General features: G+C 49.5%; 18 protein-coding genes. 15 read left to right on the forward strand and 3 right to left on the reverse strand.

Going from position 1 to position 16,417, the window contains the following annotated elements; genetic code table 11:
* The first annotated feature begins 105 nt into the window (after nt 1-105).
* Nucleotides 106-657, forward strand: a complete 552-nt coding sequence (locus KU392_RS04255; RefSeq protein WP_200239465.1) for a TRAP transporter small permease — start codon at nt 106-108, stop codon at nt 655-657.
* Entirely contained in the window at nt 654-1,931 is a 1,278-nt protein-coding gene (locus KU392_RS04260) for a TRAP transporter large permease (protein ID WP_217734639.1), read from the forward strand. The genes KU392_RS04255 and KU392_RS04260 overlap by 4 nt, the downstream gene beginning before the upstream one ends.
* 126 nt (nt 1,932-2,057) lie before the next feature.
* Here the strand turns inward: KU392_RS04260 and KU392_RS04265 are convergent, their stop codons facing one another.
* Nucleotides 2,058-2,582, reverse strand: coding sequence for a cytochrome b (locus KU392_RS04265; RefSeq protein WP_217734640.1), 525 nt, complete (start codon nt 2,580-2,582; stop codon nt 2,058-2,060).
* Between the two features lie 272 nt (nt 2,583-2,854).
* Here KU392_RS04265 and KU392_RS04270 point away from each other — a divergent pair, with 272 nt between their 5' ends.
* From KU392_RS04270 to KU392_RS04330, 13 genes are all read left to right on the forward strand, one after another.
* Nucleotides 2,855-3,865, forward strand: coding sequence for an amidohydrolase family protein (locus KU392_RS04270; RefSeq protein ID WP_217734641.1), 1,011 nt, complete (start codon nt 2,855-2,857; stop codon nt 3,863-3,865).
* Nucleotides 3,866-3,892: 27 nt separating this feature from the next.
* Nucleotides 3,893-5,227, forward strand: a complete 1,335-nt coding sequence (locus KU392_RS04275; RefSeq protein WP_217734642.1) for a metal-dependent hydrolase family protein — start codon at nt 3,893-3,895, stop codon at nt 5,225-5,227.
* Nucleotides 5,228-5,282: 55 nt separating this feature from the next.
* Nucleotides 5,283-6,350, forward strand: coding sequence for a TRAP transporter substrate-binding protein DctP (gene dctP / locus KU392_RS04280; protein ID WP_217734643.1), 1,068 nt, complete (start codon nt 5,283-5,285; stop codon nt 6,348-6,350).
* 53 nt (nt 6,351-6,403) lie between these two features.
* The gene (locus tag KU392_RS04285) at nt 6,404-6,946 is read left to right on the forward strand and encodes a TRAP transporter small permease subunit (protein WP_217734644.1); all 543 of its coding nucleotides are present in this window, start codon (nt 6,404-6,406) and stop codon (nt 6,944-6,946) included.
* 23 nt (nt 6,947-6,969) lie between these two features.
* Nucleotides 6,970-8,259 carry a TRAP transporter large permease gene (locus tag KU392_RS04290; protein WP_217734645.1) on the forward strand — a complete coding sequence of 430 codons (1,290 nt, stop codon included), beginning with the start codon at nt 6,970-6,972 and terminating at the stop codon, nt 8,257-8,259.
* A 10-nt stretch (nt 8,260-8,269) separates the two neighbouring features.
* Nucleotides 8,270-8,827: a nuclear transport factor 2 family protein gene (locus KU392_RS04295; RefSeq protein WP_217734646.1), complete on the forward strand. Its 558-nt coding sequence runs from the start codon at nt 8,270-8,272 to the stop codon at nt 8,825-8,827.
* Between the two features lie 34 nt (nt 8,828-8,861).
* On the forward strand, nt 8,862-10,025 hold the full coding sequence (locus tag KU392_RS04300; RefSeq protein ID WP_217734647.1) for an aromatic ring-hydroxylating oxygenase subunit alpha: 1,164 nt from the start codon (nt 8,862-8,864) through the stop codon (nt 10,023-10,025).
* The gene (locus KU392_RS04305; protein WP_217734648.1) at nt 10,016-10,330 is read left to right on the forward strand and encodes an NIPSNAP family protein; all 315 of its coding nucleotides are present in this window, start codon (nt 10,016-10,018) and stop codon (nt 10,328-10,330) included. Before KU392_RS04300 ends, KU392_RS04305 begins: the two co-directional genes overlap by 10 nt.
* Nucleotides 10,331-10,357: 27 nt before the next feature.
* Nucleotides 10,358-11,137 carry an SDR family oxidoreductase gene (locus KU392_RS04310; protein ID WP_217734649.1) on the forward strand — a complete coding sequence of 260 codons (780 nt, stop codon included), beginning with the start codon at nt 10,358-10,360 and terminating at the stop codon, nt 11,135-11,137.
* Between the two features lie 54 nt (nt 11,138-11,191).
* The gene (locus tag KU392_RS04315; protein ID WP_169295522.1) at nt 11,192-11,701 is read left to right on the forward strand and encodes a MarR family winged helix-turn-helix transcriptional regulator; all 510 of its coding nucleotides are present in this window, start codon (nt 11,192-11,194) and stop codon (nt 11,699-11,701) included.
* A 62-nt stretch (nt 11,702-11,763) separates the two neighbouring features.
* Complete coding sequence (gene gabD, locus KU392_RS04320) at nt 11,764-13,206, forward strand: NADP-dependent succinate-semialdehyde dehydrogenase (RefSeq protein WP_217734650.1); 1,443 nt, start codon at nt 11,764-11,766, stop codon at nt 13,204-13,206.
* 87 nt (nt 13,207-13,293) lie between these two features.
* Complete coding sequence (locus tag KU392_RS04325) at nt 13,294-13,890, forward strand: hypothetical protein (RefSeq protein WP_217734651.1); 597 nt, start codon at nt 13,294-13,296, stop codon at nt 13,888-13,890.
* 60 nt (nt 13,891-13,950) lie between these two features.
* The gene (locus KU392_RS04330; protein ID WP_169295519.1) at nt 13,951-14,469 is read left to right on the forward strand and encodes a lipocalin family protein; all 519 of its coding nucleotides are present in this window, start codon (nt 13,951-13,953) and stop codon (nt 14,467-14,469) included.
* Nucleotides 14,470-14,545: 76 nt separating this feature from the next.
* Here KU392_RS04330 and KU392_RS04335 read toward each other — a convergent pair whose 3' ends face one another.
* On the reverse strand, nt 14,546-14,965 hold the full coding sequence (locus KU392_RS04335; protein WP_169295518.1) for a Zn-ribbon domain-containing OB-fold protein: 420 nt from the start codon (nt 14,963-14,965) through the stop codon (nt 14,546-14,548).
* Nucleotide 14,966: 1 nt separating this feature from the next.
* The gene (locus KU392_RS04340) at nt 14,967-16,250 is read right to left on the reverse strand and encodes a thiolase family protein (protein ID WP_169295517.1); all 1,284 of its coding nucleotides are present in this window, start codon (nt 16,248-16,250) and stop codon (nt 14,967-14,969) included.
* Nucleotides 16,251-16,417: the final 167 nt, after the last annotated feature.

The following is a 16,417-nucleotide window of genomic DNA, read 5'->3' on the forward strand; positions in this document are numbered from 1 at the left end:
GTTGTTGTGTTTAATAGAGACGTTTGTAATCAGCCATTTATTTTGCATTGAAGGGATACCGACGCAAAGGCCCTTTTCTTTTTTCTAAAAACATGGAGTACAACCATGAATGTCCGCTGGTTTCATCGACTTGAAGAAGGGTTGATTGCTTTTTTGCTGGCAGCAATGACACTTGTTACTTTTGCTCAGGTCATTGCGCGGTACATATTCAATTACAGTTTCGTCTGGGCGCTTGAATTGTCCATTTTCCTGTTTGCCGGGCTGATCTTTTTGGGCCTGGCCTATGGCGTGCGGGTGAACGCCCATATCGGGGTGGATGCCCTGATCAAAATCCTGCCTAAAAAAATTGCCCATGTGGTGGGGATTATTGCCTGCCTGCTTTGTCTTGGTTATACCGTTATCGTCTTTTATGGTGCCTGGATATACGTAGATAAAATGTACATGATTGGTATTTTGGCGCAGGATATTCCCATTCCCCAATGGGTACCTCGTCTGGTGCTTCCCATTGGATTTTTAATGCTGTTTATCCGCTTTGCCGAAGTGCTGTTTCATATGCTGCGTGGACACCGTAGCCAGTTGCTTGGTGATGAGGCTGAAGACGCGCTTAAACATCTCAATGATGATGACCACTCCGATAACCTGCAGGAGCGCAAATGACCACTATCGCACTTTTTGTCATGCTGTTCGTGTTCATGTTCATGGGCACGCCTGTCGCGGTGGCTCTTGGGCTGTCTTCCATCCTTACCATTCTGTTTTTCGGTACAGACTCACTGGCTTCGCTGTCTCTTAAAATGTATGAGACATCCGAGCATTTCACACTGATGGCCATCCCGTTTTTCGTGCTGGCAGGCGCCTTCATGACAACAGGGGGCGTGGCCCGCCGAATGATCCGCTTTGCCAATGCTTCGGTGGGGCACTTGCATGGTGGCCTGGCGATTGCCTCGGTCCTGGCCTGCTGCCTGTTTGCCGCAGTTTCCGGCTCTTCTCCGGCAACGGTGGTTGCCGTGGGTTCTATTGTTATTGCCGGTATGGTTCGCGCGGGGTATTCACAGCCCTTTGCCGCTGGGGTGGTTTGTAATGCGGGTACACTGGGTATCCTGATTCCGCCGTCCATTGTGATGGTGGTTTATGGTGCGGCCACCGAAACCTCGGTAGGGGCATTGTTCATGGCAGGTGTCATACCGGGCATCGCTTTGGGTGTGTTGCTCATGGTCGCCATTTATATCATTGCCCGTATCAAGAAATTTCCCCTGCAACCGCGTGCGTCAGCCAAAGAATTGCTAACAGCTGGTCGTGATTCTATTTGGGGCCTGGCCCTGGTATTCATTATCCTGGGCGGTATCTATGGAGGGGTTTTCACACCTACCGAAGCCGCGGCTGTGTCAGCGGTGTATGCTTTCGTTGTGGCCGTTTTCATTTATCGTGATATTGGGTTAAAGCAAGTACCCGGGGTTTTGCTGGATGCCTCCAAGGTAACGATCATGCTGATGTTCATTATTGTTAACGCACTGCTGTTTGCACACGTGTTAACGACAGAACGCATTCCGCAAATCATTGCTGAACAGATTATTGCCTGGGACATGGCTGCCTGGCAGTTTCTGATTGTCGTCAATATTCTGTTGTTGATTGCCGGCATGTTTATGGAGCCCACCGGTATTATTTTGATCCTTGCTCCTATCCTGTTTCCGATCGCCATGGAGCTGGGGATAGATCCGGTTCATTTGGGTATTATTATGGTGGTTAACCTGGAAATTGGTCTGGTAACACCCCCTATTGGCTTGAATCTGTTTGTGACGGCAGGCATTACAAAAATGACAATTGGCCAAGTGATAAAAGCCGCCTCACCATGGCTGATTTTACTGCTGGGTTTCCTGGTGTTTGTGACGTATATCCCCGCCATCTCGCTGTGGCTGCCAAAACTGCTTGGGTAATGTTAGGGCAGGCAGATGCCCGAAAGGGCACAAAGGCTAAATTTCGTCACACATAAGCATAAGCAGTCATGAATGATCCCCAGCCTGCTGGATTTGATACCAGCAGGCTGGGGATCTTTTTTTGTTTTAACGCGTCATGCGTTTAAGCGTATCGTCACGTAAAATAAAATGATGGTAAAACGTCGCACCAATATGACCAATCACCAGTAAAAGAAACAGCACGGCCACGGGAGCGTGCAGGCTGCCCACAGAGGCCATCCAGGCGATGCCCGTTTCGCTTCTTTCGATCAATTGCATGCCAAAAACCTTAAGTCCGTAACCTTTGCCAACCATATAGAAAATGCCCAGAACCGGTAGCAGCAGCATGACTAGATACAGCAGGAAATGACCGATTCTGGCCAGTGGTGCCAGTGGGCCGCTTAATTTCGGGCGATGTGCAGACTGTTTGATTGCCCAGTACACACGCACAATCCCCAAAATGAGGATCAGAAAACCGATGGAAATATGCCATGGCACCAGGGTTTGGCCTATCCAGTGTTCGCCCTCATTAATAAGGTCGCCTATTTTCAGGAATTGCCAGACAATCAATATGGCCATTCCCCAGTGAAACCATCGGGACAAACTGCCGTAACGTTCGGGTGTATCGCTCATTGTTCACTCCTTGGATCGTGGAATGGGTTTGGAAACACGGTATTAACAAGTTGTGGATGAATGGGGGCAGGTATGTTTTTGACAGATTACCATGAATTAACGGGTTGAAAAAAAAACATATTTTTATAGCTAGGTATAAATACCAATATGGTGAGGTTGTCTTTTAATCAATAATTTATATCGACTACGATATTATCGATATCGATAGAATAAATTAAAAGTACATTCACATATGTATGTGAATAAATTGCGCAGGCAGTGAGGAAGACAAAATGAATCAGCAGGAAGGGTTGAAGCACGCTTCAGTCATTGATATGCATGCCCATATTGTATTGGCTGAAACTATGGGGGCAGCAGGTGATTATGGGCCGTTCTTGGGTAAGTATCCGGATAATACGCCTTATTTTCAAATAGGAAAAACATACCGCCTGAATGGCGTGAAGTATGAAGGCAGTCCCTTCATGGATGTGGATTGCCGTCTTGAAAAAATGGCAGAAAGCGGTATTGATTACCAAGTGCTTTCACCTAATCCACTTACCTATTTTCATTTTATTCCCGCTCAGGAAGCCATCCGGTTTTGCCGGATTCACAATGATGCGGTCGCTCGCCTGGTCGGTAACAACAGTCAAAAATTGGGTGCTTTTGCCGCCTTGCCAATGCAGGATCCCAAAGCAGCCAGCGAGGAATTGAAACGTGCCGTTAATGAGTTGAACCTGATGGGGGCGGGCTTTGGCACAGACATGCCATTGCGTTTGCATGACCCTGCCATGGATATTGTGTATGAAACCGCGGCTGAACTGGGGGTTCCCCTTTATATTCATCCGAGCCCAGCGGGTATTGATGGTCCGGAAGGGGATCCGGTTTTGCGTCATTTTGAACTGGATATTGTGGCAGGGTTTACCTGTCAGGAAACGCTTGCCATCGGATCCCTGGTGTATGGTGGGGTCTTGGAGCGGCACGAAAACCTGAAAATTTGTATCAGTCATGGTGGTGGTGCGGTGGCCATGACCCGTTACCGGATGGCGCAGGCGGCCCGCAAACGGCCCTGGTCACCGGCTTCGCTCAGGGAAACAGGCAATTTTGAAGCCATGCTCAAGCGACTTTGGGTGGACACGCATATTGGGCACCCCAAGGGGATAGAGCTTTTATCCGAAACATTTGGTGCCGATCATTTGGTTTATGGGACCAACTTTGCCGGTTGGGATATGCCTGACAATCTGGACAGTCATGCCCTTCCTGGTTTTCTGGCAGACAACGCACGCAAATTGCTTTGTCGGACCTGAACAGGCACTGATATCAAGAGAATAAATATGGGAATGCATTTATACATCCATGGCGGACAGGTCATTGACGGGACCGGTGCTGCACCTTTTGCCGCTTCTGTTCTGGTGCGTGATGACAAAATTATGGCACTCGGGCAGGAAGCTGATCAGCAGGTGATGCATCTGGATCAGGTCAAACGGATTGATGCCAGTGGTTTGACTGTTATGCCGGGGCTGATTGATTCACATTGTCATTTGAGCTTTGATGACGCCTCTTCGAATCTTGAGATTTTTCATCAACGGCGTAATGCCCTGTCGGTATTGGTTGCTTCGTATAACGCCAAAAAAGTACTGCGTGCCGGTGTGACTTCAATTCTTGATCCCGATTCGGTATTTGCCAACTCGCTTGATCTTCGTGATGCCATCAATGCCGGTTACGTGGAAGGTCCGCGCATGGTCTGCGGTGCTTATGCCCTAATCACGGGTGTGGGTGGAACCGCCGGTCATTTAATCGCCGATGAGGGTGTGACCGGCTATTACCGTGTGGTGCAGGGGGACGATGAAATTATCAAGGAAGTGCGTCGCCAGATAAAAGAGGGTGTGGACTGGATCAAGGTACATGTGTCAGGGGTGGTGCCGCATTATGCCCACTTGGGTGAGCGTTGCAGCTGGAGCCAGAAGGAGCTGGATCTGGTGTGTGAGGTTGCACATGACATGGGGGTTCCGGTGATGGGGCATTGCCGGGGTGCAGAAGCGGTTAAACGTGCAGCCAAGGCTGATTTTGACATGCTGTTTCATGCGACAGGCATGGATGAAGAAGCCATTCAGATGGTTATTGATAAACGCATACCGGTTTGCCCATCGTTAACATTTCAGGCCAATATCGCGGATTTTGGCACGCAAATTGGTACCAGCCAGGCCCTGATCGACTTGTTTAAAAATGAAATCCAGGAATCGGTCGAGCCAATGAAACGCCTGATTGCCGCCGGTATTCCTTTGATTTGTGGCAGTGAAAGCGGCTTTACCGCTGTGCCTTACGGAGATTGGCATCATCGTGAAATGGAGGTTTTTGTCAATCATTTTGGCATGACACCCTTGCAGGCTATTCGCAGTGCAACGGCAGACAATGCTTTTGCCATGAAAATGTCCGGTGAGCTGGGTTTGATCAAACCCGGCTGCTACGCCGACATATTGTGTATCGAGGGCGATCCATCCCAGCAAATTTCCCTCTTGGGGGAGACCCGGCTTATTCAGCACGTGATCAAGAATGGCCAATCGCTTGACCTTTCTCCATTACCCGCACACAAGCGTTTGTCGGGCTGGCATATTCCCTCTATGGGGCAACGGATTAGTAAAAATGCGGTCATGCCGGCATTCAATTGATTTTGCAGTTTCAAGGCATTAATACAGACTTAAACCAATTATCAAAGAGACATATATGAAACCTATCAGTACGCTTTTGATGGCATCCGCCTTATCGCTGACCCTGGCTTATACCGCACAGGCACAATCCATTGATACGAAAAAATTTGCCGTGGTTGGAACATGGGGGCAGCTTGACCACTGGAAAAGGGAAGACAAATTCTGGAACCAGACATTGCCTGCCGTTTCAGGGGGCAAGTTGACGGCCAATGCCAAGCCATTGACCGAGCTGGGTATGGACGGCCAGAAGATCATGCGAGACCTGAGGGCCGGGGCCTTCGATTTTGCCCATGGGGTTTTTCTTTATGTTTCCAGTGACAGTCCGGTCATTGAAGGGGGGGACCTGTCGGGTGTGTCTCCTGATCTGGCCACATTCCGTAAAACCATGAATGCCTATCTTCCGGTGCTGAACAAAGAGTTTGAGAAAAAATTCAATTCTAAAATACTTATGCTGTATGCCTTTGACGAAACCAATATGCAATGCAAGTTGCCGGAAAACACACCGTCTGAAGTGGGTCTGGAGGTATTCAAGAACCTGAAAATCAGAAGCTTTGGTGCCTCGATTTCTGACTTTATCTCTGAGTCGCTGGATGCCGTGCCGGTTCCGGTCGCTTTTGGTGAGGTGCTGCAAAGTCTGCAGAAAAACACCATTGATTGCGGTGTTTCGGGCGTTCGCTCTGCCTATGATGCCAAGTGGTGGCAGGTGGCCACACATAATGTGAACCTGTCATTGGGTTATACCGCCTCATTCCTGGCCGTTAACAAAAAAGTCTGGGACAAGCTATCCCCTGATACGCAAAAATTGATTGAAAGCGAAGTGGCCAAACTGGAAGAGGAAATGTGGCAGGCAACGGCCAGGAATAACGAGCAGGGCCTCAATTGCATTACTTCTGGTTCATGTGATACCGAGAATGGCAATATGAAGCTGGTCAGGCTGACAGAAGAGGCGCAAAAAGCGCTGAAGCAGTCAATCAATGACAAGGTGGTGCGCAATTGGGCAAGCCGTTGCAAAACCCGAAGCGCCACTTGCGTGGATGACTGGAACAGCACAGTCGGTGAGGTGGTAGGCATGCGTGCGGAATAAACAGGCATGATGTGGCTGATGAGTCAGATCCGATGTCTTCTGGAGTAAGAGTAATGTTGTCAGATATATACCGTTTCCTGCATCGGATTTCCCGGTTCGGTGTTTGGATTTGTGGTGGCGGTTTTTTATTGATTTCGATTGGCGTGTTCATTGAGGTTTTGATGCGCTATCTGTTTCAAACAAAATTCAGCGGTTCGGGCGAACTGGCCGGTTATATTTTTGCCATCTCAACAACATGGGGTTTTTCATATTGCCTGTTTGAAAAAACCCATGTACGGATCGACTTTGCCTATCAACATATGCCTAAACCCCTTCAGGGGATCATGGACTGGCTCTCCCTGTTAAGTCTGCTGGTTTTCTCGGTCTTATTGGCCAGCAAGGCCTGGATGACTTTCATGGAGTCCATCGAGTTTTCATCCATGTCAACCAGTGCCTTGCAAACGCCTTTATGGATTCCACAACTGGCATGGGCCGTTGGATTCATCATGTTTGCCCTGAATGCCGCCTTTCTGGTGGTTTATACGGGTTTGTTACTGCTGGCTGGCGACAGACAGGCCGCTGCAAAAGTGGCTTGCATTCCTTCAACTCATGAGTAATTGGTAAATACAGGAACATCATCATGGTTTTTTTACTCATCGTCGCCGTTTTGCTTGTTTTGGTATTCATGAGCATACCCGTGGCGTCTGTGCTGGGACTGCTGACAATGTGGCTCGATCAGGCATACACAGACGGACGCATGTCGTTGACGTTTGGCGGTTTCATCTGGGATGCCAGTACCCAATTCATCCTGATCTCGGTACCCTTGTTCATCTTGCTGGGTGAAATAGTTCTGCGTGCCGGTTTGGCTGAGAAAATGTATATGGCCGTATCCAAATGGCTGTCGTGGTTGCCGGGTGGTCTGATGCACGCCAATATCGGTTCTTCGGCCATTTTTGCCGCAACTTCCGGTTCCAGCGTGGCAACCGCCGCCACCATAGGTACCGTGGCGTATCCTGAAATTGGCAAGCGCGGTTATAAAGAGTCCCTGTTTCTGGGTTCTATCGCTGCCGGTGGTACCTTGGGTGTTCTCATTCCCCCCTCGGTGGTGCTGATTGTCTACGGTGTGTTAACACAGACTTCCATCCCCGAGCTTTATCTGGCCGGTATTTTGCCAGGATTGTTGCTAGTGGTGTTGTTTTCACTGGTGATCATTGTGGCCTGCCTGATCAACCCCTCTTATTCCGGACAGAAGCAGTCAAGCACATGGGCGGAAAAAATGACGGTGCTGCTTGATCTGGTACGGCCGCTGATTCTGTTTATGGGAGTGGTTGGCTCTATTTATGCCGGTATTGCCACGCCTACCGAAGCGGCATCCTTTGGCGTGGTGTTTGCATTGGGACTGGCCTGGTGGGAAAAGAAACTGACCGTTCCCATGTTGCTGGCGTGTTTTGAAAATACGGTTAAAACAACCGCCATGATCATGCTGATCATTTTTGCCGCCATGCTGCTGAATGTGGTGATTGGATATATGGGGGTCATCCAGTCGGCCACCGAATTCATCAAGACATTGAATCTGACTTCCCTGGAAACCCTGATGATCTTGGTGGTTTTTTATCTGATCCTGGGCATGTTCATGGAAACCTTTTCCATGATGCTGACGACGATCGGACTGGTTTTCCCCTTGATGACCTCATTGGGTTTTGATCCGGTCTGGTTCGGAATTGTGTTAACGATTTTGATGGAAATTGCGCTCATCACGCCACCGATCGGGGTCAATCTTTTTGTGGTGCAGGGGATTCGGAAAAATGGCGGCGCTTTTAACGATGTCTGCGTGGGGGCCATTCCTTTTGTATTAATGATGCTGCTTCTTATTGTGCTGGTAACCATCTTCCCCGAAATCATTCTTTGGTTGCCCAACAAATTTTATTAATGGAAAAAAAATGACTGATATTGACAGCCTGGTTAAAAGAATAGATCGCCTTGAGTCCCGTAACGCCATTATTGAGTTGGGTACGCGTTATGCCATGGCCTGTGATGAACATGATATGCCGGCATTGCTTTCCCTGTTCACCGAAGACGCTGTATTTGACTCGCCCAGTGGTGTCATGAAGGCCCATGGAAAGGGGGCCATCGAGGCCATGTTTATCAATATGCTTAAAATTCGGGGCCCTGCCTATCACTGGACGCATGATCATATTGTTGAATTTGATCATGATGATCCCGATAGGGCAACGGGTATTGTGTTAAGCCATGCAGAGACTTCGCCGGATGGTCAAGGAAGCATGGCAGCGATGAAATATGAAGATGTTTATGCAAGAGTAAATGGACAGTGGAAATACGCCAGAAGAAGCATTCATTTTCTGTATTACACCCCCATCAGCGAATATGGTCAGATCCTGAACCGAAAGGACCGGCTTGTGGTGGGCGGGAAGCGTCTGCCAGCAGACTATCCCGAATCATTGCCCAGTTGGCAGGAATTTGAAAAAAACCATGCCTGATAAGCACGGTTTTACTGGAAATAAGGAAAGGATCATGGAGACAAGAATGGAAAAAATTGAGCTGGCCAGACGGGCCCTGGCGCATTTTGACACGAAAGGAACCGACCAGGCCGCCAGCACCCTTGAGTTGCCCGTTACCTTGTATGGCGATGTTGAACGTTTTCAGAGAGAAAAACAGGCTATTTTCATGGAACTGCCCCTGGCACTGGCAATGAGTATCGAGCTGCCTGAGCCTGGCAGCTATAAGGCCATGACCGTGATGGATAAGCCCGTTCTGCTCTCACGTGATGAGAACGGGCAGGTGCATGCGTTCATTAATGCCTGTCGTCATCGTGGGGCACCGGTATGTCAGGAGGGTAAAGGACAGGGTAAACGGTTCGTTTGCCCCTATCATGCCTGGCAATATGGTCTTGACGGCCAACTGAAAGGCATTTATGGCTCCAACACGTTTGGGGACGTGAGTCCGGCCACGCATTCACTGACCGAATTGCCCTGTGCCGAGCAAAGTGGTTTGATCTGGGTCTGCCTGACTCCGGGTAAGGTTTTTGACATTGATGAGTGGCTGCAAGATTTTAAAGAGCAGCTGGATGGATTGCAGTTGAACAATTGGCATATTTACGAGCAGCGCTGGCTGGATGGCCCCGGCTGGAAAGTGGCCTGGGACGGTTATCTTGAGGCCTATCATCACAATACCTTGCATGCCAACACGGTTGGACGCTACACGATTGGCAACTTAATGCTGCATGATACATATGGCCCGCACCAGCGTCTGGTGTTTGCCAGACGTACGCTGGCGGAAATGAAAGCGCAGGAAGAAAAAGACTGGGATCCCGATTTGCACTTGCGGCAAATCCATTCTGTTTTTCCTAACCTTTCCATTTCGGGTGTGCTGGGCGACCATTGTCTGGTCAGTCATGTTTTTCCCGGGGCAACGCCCGAAACAACGCGAACCCTGCAAACGGTCCTGGTGGCCAAAGTGCCGGAGACTGAAGAGGAGAAAAACAAATCCGAAGCTTTTAGCGCAACCGTGTTGCAGGCGGTGCAGCAGGAAGATTATCCCATGGGGTATAAAATCCAGCAGGGATTGCCCGCGGGGGGCAATCGTTTCTTTACCATTGGCCGTAATGAGCCTGCGATTCAGCATTATCACAAATGGGTCAGGCATTTTGCCGGTGACGAGGAGCAAACATGTTTGTAGAGCAAAGAACCTATACCTTCAAGGCTGGTATGGTTCCACAGTTCATGGCCTTGTATGAGAAAGAAGGCCTGGCCATTCAGAAGACCATCCTGGGCAATATGGTTGCTTATTTCACGTCTGAGTTCGGTACTCTGAATCAGACGGTGCATTTGTGGCAATATCAAAGTTTTGAAGACAGGGCCGCCAGGCGGGCTGCCTTGGCGGCCAATGAGCAATGGCAGGCATTTTTTGCCAAGGTGGCACCGATGTTGATCAGCCAGGAAAGCAAAATCCTGCAGCCGGCCTCATTTTCACCAATCAAGTAAATAGTTTGGAATTAAAGGATTGTAACAATGGATCTTGGTATTGCAGGGAAAAAGGCACTGGTATGCGGTGCCAGCAAAGGCCTGGGTTTTGCCTGCGCCCAGGCACTTGCCAAAGAAAGTGTTGATGTTACCCTGGTGGCCCGAACCGAGAGCACCTTGCGGCAGGCTGCCGCAACGATTCAGGCAACGGCCGGGGGCCGGGTTGATTATGTGGTGGCCGATGTCACTACCGCAGAAGGTCGTGAGCGTGTTTTGCAGGCATGCAGCCGTCCGGATATTCTGGTCACCAATGCTGCAGGCCCGCCACCGGGCAATTTTCGCGAGTGGTCGATCGATGACTGGTCGCGTGCCCTCAATGATAATATGCTCAGCTCAATCGAACTTATTCGCATGACCATTGATGGCATGATCCAGAACCGCTTTGGACGTATCGTGAACATAACATCCAGTGCGGTGAAGGCGCCCATTCCCGCACTGGGGTTGTCCAATGGCGCCAGGGCGGGCCTGACCGGTTTTGTGGCGGGTCTGGCTCGTGAGGTTGTTCAGCATAATGTCACCGTCAACAATCTGTTGCCCGGTTTTTTCGATACGGACAGATTACGCAATACGCTGGATTATTTGGCAAAACAGGCATCGACGACGCTTGAGGACTATCGTCAGGAGCATCAACAAACCATACCGGCCCTTCGCTACGGCAAGCCAGAAGAGTTTGGTATGATGTGCGCATCAATGTGTAGCGCCCATGCAGGATATTTAACGGGACAAAACATTCTTCTTGATGGCGGCTTCTATCCCGGCACATTTTAACGCTGACCATGCGTTGTTTGCCAGAATGCCATGAATACCTTCATTGGGACGATAATGGATATTACAAACAATAAATCATCAGACAGGCTGGATTCAAGGCTATCGTATCTTTTCCATTTGATTGGTGCCCGTTTTCTGCAGATCGGCAACCGGCATTTCCGTCATTTGGGACTTAACCATTATTCAGCCAGAATGCTGGTTCTCCTGATGGATAACGGGGAAATGAAAACGGGTGATCTGGTTAGCCGGCTTGGCCTGCCGCAATCCACCATTTCAACGCAATTGCAGGTGCTGAACAAACGTAAACTGATCAAGCGCAAGCGCTCTGAAAAAGACAATCGTTCGGTAATGGTTGAACTGACCAAGGAGGGACATGAACTGGCGGTGGATTGCAATCATTTGAGTCAGGCCGTGCAGGATTATCTGGTTGGTCATTTCGAAGAAAAAGAGTTACTGAAAAATGTCCAGTTTCTTGAAAAAATCAATAAATTGCTGGGTGAACTTGAACATCAGGATCTTTACGAGTTCAAGAAAAACGAACATAACAATGGTGCATCTGATTGAAAACTGAATTATTATCTGAATAGTCCGTTTTCGGTTTTACCAGTCGACTCAAGGTTTCTATTATGCAAAATACAGGTTTATTTCATCAGCAGGCTTACATTAATGGCCAATGGCTGGATGCCGACTCAGGACAGGTGCAAACCATCCTGAACCCGGCTACTGGTGAGTTGTTGGGTACGGTTCCAATTATGGGGGCGGCAGAAACCAGGAAGGCCATTGAAGCGGCCAATAATGCCTTGCCGGCCTGGCGTGCAAAAACTGCCAAGGAGCGCTCACAACTATTGCGTAAATGGTTTGAACTGATGCTTGAGCATCAGGATGAGTTGGCCCGTTTGATGACGCTGGAGCAGGGCAAGCCCCTGGCTGAAGCCAAAGGAGAAATCCTGTATGCCGCTTCGTTTGTGGAATGGTTTGCCGAAGAGGCCAAACGGGTTTATGGTGATGTGATTCCCGGGCCACAGGCCAACAAGCGCGTGATTGTGGTTAAACAGCCGGTGGGTGTCACGGCAGCCATTACTCCCTGGAATTTCCCCTCTTCAATGATTACCCGCAAAGCGGCACCTGCCTTGGCGGCTGGGTGCACCATGGTCCTGAAGCCAGCGCCCCAAACACCATATTCCGCACTGGCCCTGGCCGAGCTGGCGGTGCGTGCGGGCATCCCCAAGGGTGTGTTCAACGTGGTAACGGGTGATGCCATTGCCATTGGCACTGAATTAACCGGCAATCCACTGGTACGCAAATTGTCTTTTACCGGCTCCACCCAGGTGGGGCGCCTGTTAATGGCCCAGTGTGCGCACGATCTCAAGAAGGTATCCCTGGAGCTGGGCGGTAACGCTCCGTTTATCGTGTTTGAAGATGCCGATCTGGACGCAGCCGTTCAGGGAGCAATCATTTCCAAGTTCCGCAACAACGGACAAACCTGCGTCTGCGCAAATCGCCTGTATGTTCATGACAAGGTTTACGACGCCTTTGTTCAGAAACTGGTTGCGGCGGTAGAAAACTTCAGGGTTGGCAACGGGATGGAGCCGGAAACCACCATGGGGCCCCTGATTGATCAGAATGCACTGGCCAAGGTCAAGTCACACATCGAGGACGCCCTTGAAAAGGGCGCCCGCATCGTGACGGGTGGCAAACCCCATGCGCTGGGTGGTACTTTCTTTGAGCCTACCGTCATGGTTGATGTGCCCGTTAATGCGATAGCGGCCAAGGAGGAAACGTTTGGTCCCCTGGCTCCTGTCTTCCGTTTTCATCATGAAGAAGAAGCCATTGCCTATGCCAATGACACCGAATATGGTTTGGCGGCCTATTTTTATACACGGGATATCAGCCGTGTTTTCAGGGTGGCCGAAGCCCTGGAGTATGGCATGGTGGGTATTAACTCGGGAGCCATTTCAACTGAAGTGGCACCCTTTGGTGGCGTGAAAGCATCGGGCCTGGGACGCGAAGGGTCCAAATACGGCATCGAGGAATATATCGAGATCAAATACCTGAGTCTGGATATTTAAGCCCAATTTATCACTTGCTCAACTGGTCGTCATCCCGTAATGTATGGGTTCGGTAAGGCATAAACCAATCTTAGCCTGGAGCCCTGGATGATCGACCTGTCTTCCCCCTTGAAAGCCGATACGTTCACGCATGTCCGTATCATTGTTGGGATAATTACCGGCTTGTGCATGACCCGTTTGCTTAACGGGTTAAGCCGTTTTGTTCAGCAACCCAATAAAAATCATGTGTTTTTTGTTCATATTGGCTGGACTTTTTTTCTTTTGCTGGACATGGTCAATTTCTGGTGGTTTCAAATCAGATTGTCCAACACGGTGGTATGGAGTTTTGAACTATATCTGTTCATCCTTTTCTATGCCTCGCTTTACTTTTTTACCTGCACCATTCTTTATCCGGACAAAATAGATCATATCAACAGGATGGATGACTACTTCCTTTCCAGACGGGCCTGGTTTTTTGGCTTGCTGATTGCGCTGAACGTGACGGATTTGCTGGACACCACGCTGAAAGGGAAAGATTACCTGGCGTATCTGGGGTTGCCCTATATAATGCACATCAGTGTTTTTGTGGTGCTGTGTGGCATTGCCATGCGTACCCGGCAACTGCGGTTTCATAAAGGTTTTGCCGCTTTTGCCATTGTTGAGGAAGCCATCTGGGCGGTATTTGCGTACAGTTCTATTGTTTAAACCCGTTTTCCTGCAAGGAATCAAGTAGGTGGTAACTCATTAATCCGGGAGTTTGGTTAAATGCGCTATGTTTTAATGTTTTTGTTTGTATTTTTAACAGGTTGTACGGGCATTCCCAAAGGGATAGAACCCGTTCAGAATTTTGACTCCCGGCGCTATCTGGGCAAATGGTATGAAATTGCACGGCTGGACCACTCTTTCGAACGCGGACTGCAGCAGGTAAGCGCAGAATACACGCTTCGTGAGGATGGTGGCATCAAGGTGCTTAACCGTGGCTTTAATACGGCTAAAAATAAATGGGAAGACGCTGAAGGCAAGGCCTATTTTGTGGAAGACAGCAATCAGGGTTACCTGAAGGTTTCTTTCTTCGGCCCTTTTTACGGCGCTTACGTTATTTTTGATCTGGGCAAGAATTACGAATACTCATTGATAACCAGCCACAATAGAGATTTTTTGTGGCTGTTGTCCAGAACCCCAACCATTGATGAAACGCTTAAAAAAGAACTGCTGGCGAAAATGGAAAGTCGGGGTTTCAAAACACAAGACCTGATTTTCGTGGATCAGTCAGGGGCACAATAGGCTTTATCACTGGTGCAGAAGCCATGACACAGGAGCCAGGGTCAATTCAAAGAGCATGGACTGTGTCAGCGCTCCTTTAAAGCGTTACACGAAAGCCAAGAATGGGCAGGTCTTCCATTTCAATGGTTTCCGCCTTGGCAGGAACCGGCCCTCGATTGAAGAGGTCGTGCAAGGCCTCGGGGGTGGGTTCCACGCCCAGTATGACCGCCTGGACAATAGGCCCTTCCTTAAGTTGCAAATGACCATATACATAGGGCGCAATCTTTTCAAACCGGGGGTGGCAGGCTGGCGCGATATTGTGCGTTGCATAAAGCAGGGTGGCATCACCGCTTAGTGTTATGCCTTCTACTTCCCAACTGCCGCAATGCTCACAGCACCCGGTTGGGGGAAACGTGACGTTTTTGCATTTTTTGCATTTCATCGCCCAAAAAACACCCTGCTTCAGGCCCTCGTAGTACCAGCGAATCAGGTTTGGCTGTTCAATAATGTCGTTCATATTAAACTCCTCCCAAAACCATAACCGTGCCGATCATGGCGTAACCGTGAGTATGGATAAGTGATATTTCCGGAGGCTTGCGCAGTTGCCTTGCACCGGCGAGGCCCCTCATTTGCAGGACGGCTTCATAGGTATCCGAGCCGGCACTGGCACCCCAGGCATGGCCGAACGCATGGCGTCCTCCGTGGGTTGACATCGGTCGGTCCCCATCAAACCTTAGCCGTCCCTCACGGGCTGCCTCAAGTCCTTTGCCCGGCTCAAGATAGCCTATGGTTTCAGCGGTGCAAATACTTGAAATATGCGAACAGTCATGGGTGTGCAGGTAATCGATGTCTTTGGCGGTGATGCCTGACATCTCCATGGCCTGGTCTGTGGCACGCCTGTCAAATTCCCAATAGGTGGGGTCTTCACCGTACCAGGGCAGATCACTGTAGCTGATGCCAAAACCCTTTAATTCGACCGGTTTGGAACGATTGTTTTTGGCAAGACTGGCACGGGTCAGGACCATGGCCGATGCACCATCTGCCGTGGTGACAAGGCTGAGCAACCTGGAGGGCCAGGCAACCCGGGGGTTGTGTTCGTCCGAGAGCCAGAGATCGTACGGGTCAGAAAAACCCTTGCGCGTAGCGCGATCTTCCAGGGTTTCCTGGATATTTGCCTTTGGATTCATCGAACCATGCAGTCTGCGCGTTCTGCACAATTCGAACATGCCTCTTTCAAAGTCTTCGATTGATAGACCGTATTTCCGGCAATAGCCCAAGGCGACCAGACCGTTATAGACCGAGAAAATATCGTAACCTTGCGGCACGCTATATGCCTGGTTGACGGCCATATCAGTCCATAACCAGGTTTGCTGGTGTGATATTGGTTCACGCTCGTAGGGGCTGAAGTCTTTGACTTTAGTCCGGGTTGTTTCAAACCCGTAAACAAGAACCGTATCGTAGGCGCCCGATGCAATGGCCATGGCAGCCATGGCAGCGCCTACATTGGTGGTTGAGCATTGCGCTTCAAAATGCACCCCGGTCTTGAACTGGGTGCCTGTCCACTTTGATAACTGGGAATAGGTGCCCGGCACCTGCGAGCTGTGAACCATTGCATTGCCGGCAAAGACGGCATCGACATCCTGACCTGAAATACCTGCATCATCCAGTGCTTCTTTAACTGCCCTTGCTGTCAGTTCCTGGATACTTGTTCCTTTTAACTCCGGTGTGCTGAGCAGGTCTCCAAACCGCGAGCAACCCACTCCTGTTATAAAAACCTGCTCTTTAAGCTTCCTGCGACTCATGGTAAACCCTCCTGATGTATGTACATCCGAATGTTGTGTTGAACCACTGAACTACCACTGGAAATTTACTTGCTTATTGATGCAACTTGTTATTTTTATTGAAAAAATAATACCACTTTGACAGTAGGGTTTCAATGGTTTTTTATTTTATTCAGCTCAGGTTTGTG

This window comes from Advenella alkanexedens, from assembly GCF_019132845.1.
Taxonomy (GTDB): domain Bacteria; phylum Pseudomonadota; class Gammaproteobacteria; order Burkholderiales; family Burkholderiaceae_B; genus Advenella; species Advenella alkanexedens.

Bases quoted from the DNA above. Each gene is read 5' to 3' on its own strand.
- KU392_RS04255 (WP_200239465.1), top strand. From the start codon at position 106: ATGAATGTCCGCTGGTTTCATCGACTTGAAGAAGGGTTGATTGCTTTT.
- KU392_RS04260 (WP_217734639.1), top strand. From the start codon at position 654: ATGACCACTATCGCACTTTTTGTCATGCTGTTCGTGTTCATGTTCATG.
- KU392_RS04265 (WP_217734640.1), bottom strand. From the start codon at position 2,582: ATGAGCGATACACCCGAACGTTACGGCAGTTTGTCCCGATGGTTTCAC.
- KU392_RS04270 (WP_217734641.1), top strand. From the start codon at position 2,855: ATGAATCAGCAGGAAGGGTTGAAGCACGCTTCAGTCATTGATATGCAT.
- KU392_RS04275 (WP_217734642.1), top strand. From the start codon at position 3,893: ATGGGAATGCATTTATACATCCATGGCGGACAGGTCATTGACGGGACC.
- dctP (WP_217734643.1), top strand. From the start codon at position 5,283: ATGAAACCTATCAGTACGCTTTTGATGGCATCCGCCTTATCGCTGACC.
- KU392_RS04285 (WP_217734644.1), top strand. From the start codon at position 6,404: ATGTTGTCAGATATATACCGTTTCCTGCATCGGATTTCCCGGTTCGGT.
- KU392_RS04290 (WP_217734645.1), top strand. From the start codon at position 6,970: ATGGTTTTTTTACTCATCGTCGCCGTTTTGCTTGTTTTGGTATTCATG.
- KU392_RS04295 (WP_217734646.1), top strand. From the start codon at position 8,270: ATGACTGATATTGACAGCCTGGTTAAAAGAATAGATCGCCTTGAGTCC.
- KU392_RS04300 (WP_217734647.1), top strand. From the start codon at position 8,862: ATGGAGACAAGAATGGAAAAAATTGAGCTGGCCAGACGGGCCCTGGCG.
- KU392_RS04305 (WP_217734648.1), top strand. From the start codon at position 10,016: ATGTTTGTAGAGCAAAGAACCTATACCTTCAAGGCTGGTATGGTTCCA.
- KU392_RS04310 (WP_217734649.1), top strand. From the start codon at position 10,358: ATGGATCTTGGTATTGCAGGGAAAAAGGCACTGGTATGCGGTGCCAGC.
- KU392_RS04315 (WP_169295522.1), top strand. From the start codon at position 11,192: ATGGATATTACAAACAATAAATCATCAGACAGGCTGGATTCAAGGCTA.
- gabD (WP_217734650.1), top strand. From the start codon at position 11,764: ATGCAAAATACAGGTTTATTTCATCAGCAGGCTTACATTAATGGCCAA.
- KU392_RS04325 (WP_217734651.1), top strand. From the start codon at position 13,294: ATGATCGACCTGTCTTCCCCCTTGAAAGCCGATACGTTCACGCATGTC.
- KU392_RS04330 (WP_169295519.1), top strand. From the start codon at position 13,951: ATGCGCTATGTTTTAATGTTTTTGTTTGTATTTTTAACAGGTTGTACG.
- KU392_RS04335 (WP_169295518.1), bottom strand. From the start codon at position 14,965: ATGAACGACATTATTGAACAGCCAAACCTGATTCGCTGGTACTACGAG.
- KU392_RS04340 (WP_169295517.1), bottom strand. From the start codon at position 16,250: ATGAGTCGCAGGAAGCTTAAAGAGCAGGTTTTTATAACAGGAGTGGGT.